Source organism: Rickettsia asembonensis (assembly GCF_000828125.2).
In the GTDB taxonomy this organism is placed as follows: domain Bacteria; phylum Pseudomonadota; class Alphaproteobacteria; order Rickettsiales; family Rickettsiaceae; genus Rickettsia; species Rickettsia asembonensis.
In genome coordinates this window covers 1-1565 of sequence record NZ_JWSW01000065.1, presented here as the reverse complement: position 1 = coordinate 1565, position 1565 = coordinate 1, and the positions used below count along the sequence as shown (strand labels likewise).

The window sequence follows — 1565 nt, the reverse complement described above, 5'->3', positions numbered from 1 at the left end:
TCAACACTCCCTCAATGGGAGAAGTAGTAGGGGCAGAGATTTACTTAACTGAAATGATCTCCCCGCCGATTAGATATGTAGCTGTTGCAGTAGTATCAGTATTTACAACATTAGGAGGAACTACGGCACTTGGGGTTGCATCATTAGTAACTTCTCAAGGTTTTAGTTGGCGTGCTGTTTTTTGGATAGGGGCTGCAATAGCACTTGTAGGTACAACAGCTAGAAGGAGTCTTCAAGAAACTCCAGAATTTGCAGATGCTAAACATCAATTGAAAAAAACTTTAGAAATTGCAAATCAAGATTTATCTATTATAAAAAATAATCCTGTAATAAGCGCTAAACTTTTAAACAAAAATTTTCTAGCATATTTTTTAATAGAATGTTGTTGGCCAGTAATGTTTTACTTTATATATGTTTATTGTGGTGAAGTACTAGAGCATGTTTTCAATTACACCCCAGCACATAGTAAATCTATTGGGCTTTATAATATTAACATTTTTAAGCTATTGGATTTATCCATTAAAAATCTTAAAAGTAAAATTTGGGGCATTTATAATCTTTACAGTAGCTATTCCTTATTTTCTAAGTAATATGACAAGTCCTACCGAATTGTTTATATTACAGAGTTTAGTTATTTTATTTGTTTCAGATAGTATGCCTGCGGCTTCAATTTTTTATAAACATTTTCCAGTTTTTAAACGTTTTACTTCAGCTACTCTTACATATGCTTTATCAAGAGCTATAATGTATGTAGTGGTATCCTTTGGTCTTGTTTATTTAACTAAGTTTTTTAATTATTGGAGACTATTTATTGTTTTTGCTTTAGTAGCAACTGGTTTTGCAATTGGTTTATCTCATTTTGAAAAGGTAGAAAAAGAAGCTGGGAATTATCCTCTATAAACAATTCTTTTTGTTGGTTTTGTATTGATAAATATGTATAGCATAGTTGAGTTAATTTTTGTACTAGTGTAGGTATTTCTAAGTGCATGCTAATTGCTACAAATGCACTTAAACTTTCCTTTATTATTTTTTAGCTTTCTCAGGTGATTTAGCTCCTAAAGTCTGTATATTATAGACTCTATCAAAAAGTTTTATAAGTGCCGTATCGTGTCTTTTTTGTTTAATTAATTGATTTAAACTCTCTTCGGCACTTATTTTCCCATAAGGTTTGATTCTAGTTAATCCCTCTACATGTTTCCCTACTTCTATACTAAAAATCTTAGTTATCATTTCTTCAGTAAGTTCTGTATCCTCAATAGTATCATGAAGTAGAGCAGCATTTATCATGTTAGAAGTAAAAAGCTTAGGGGCTTCTTCAGCTACAAACACCGCAAGCATAATCGCCACCTCAATCGGATGCGAATAGTATGGGTCGCCTGACTGACGCATTTGTGAACCGTGATATTTATGGGCATAGTATATACCTTTTTTGACTTCCTCTATATCAATAGGATTTTTTACTTTAGTGTTTAAATATTTGAGTTTATCAAGTAGCTTTTTAGCATAAACGCAAACTTCAAACTTTTCTTTCCAAGAGCTTATATCTTCCATAAAGGGAGTGTTGA

General features: G+C 31.9%; 2 protein-coding genes and 1 pseudogene. 2 read left to right on the top strand and 1 reads right to left on the bottom strand.

Translation table 11 applies throughout. From position 1 onward, the window contains the following. Positions 1-590: MFS transporter (locus SB78_RS05625; RefSeq protein ID WP_146625043.1), on the top strand; the 590-nt coding region annotated here is incomplete at its 5' end. 1 nt (position 591) lies between these two features. Continuing rightward, positions 592-900, top strand: coding sequence for a hypothetical protein (locus SB78_RS10270; protein ID WP_199402809.1), 309 nt, complete (start codon positions 592-594; stop codon positions 898-900). Here SB78_RS10270 and SB78_RS05620 read toward each other — a convergent pair. Further along, positions 809-1551 (bottom strand): annotated as a pseudogene (locus tag SB78_RS05620) (HD domain-containing protein). The gene SB78_RS10270 and the pseudogene SB78_RS05620 overlap by 92 nt on opposite strands. Positions 1552-1565 lie beyond the last annotated feature (14 nt).

Excerpts from the sequence above, each read along its gene's own strand:
- SB78_RS10270 (WP_199402809.1), top strand. The coding sequence starts at position 592 with ATGACAAGTCCTACCGAATTGTTTATATTACAGAGTTTAGTTATTTTA.